General features: G+C 53.5%; 1 protein-coding gene. It reads left to right on the plus strand.

The genetic code is table 11. From position 1 onward, the window contains the following. Nucleotides 1-37: 37 nt before the first annotated feature. Nucleotides 38-256: hypothetical protein (locus SB724_RS20945; RefSeq protein WP_410572886.1), on the plus strand; the 219-nt coding region annotated here is incomplete at its 3' end.

Consider the following 256-nt stretch of genomic DNA (forward strand, 5'->3'; position numbering starts at 1 on the left):
GTCCTTCTTGCGTGGCGATCAGGAAAAAATCTATTCGATGCTTGAAGAGATCGAGCACGCGCCGCTGATAGCGGAAGTCGAGAACGGCGTTATTACGGCGGTGTCGTCCGAGCAGGACACTGCTGCGCTGAAGATCATCGAGTCGCTGTTCATGGTCGATTCACGCTACCGGATAATCTGGGAACTGGGCATTGGCTCGCATACCGGACTGGAAAACAAGCGCGGGAATTTTGCACCGAACGAAAGTTTTGGTGGT

Source organism: Bacillus sp. SIMBA_031, from assembly GCF_046535225.1.
Lineage (GTDB): Bacteria > Bacillota > Bacilli > Bacillales > Bacillaceae > Bacillus > Bacillus velezensis.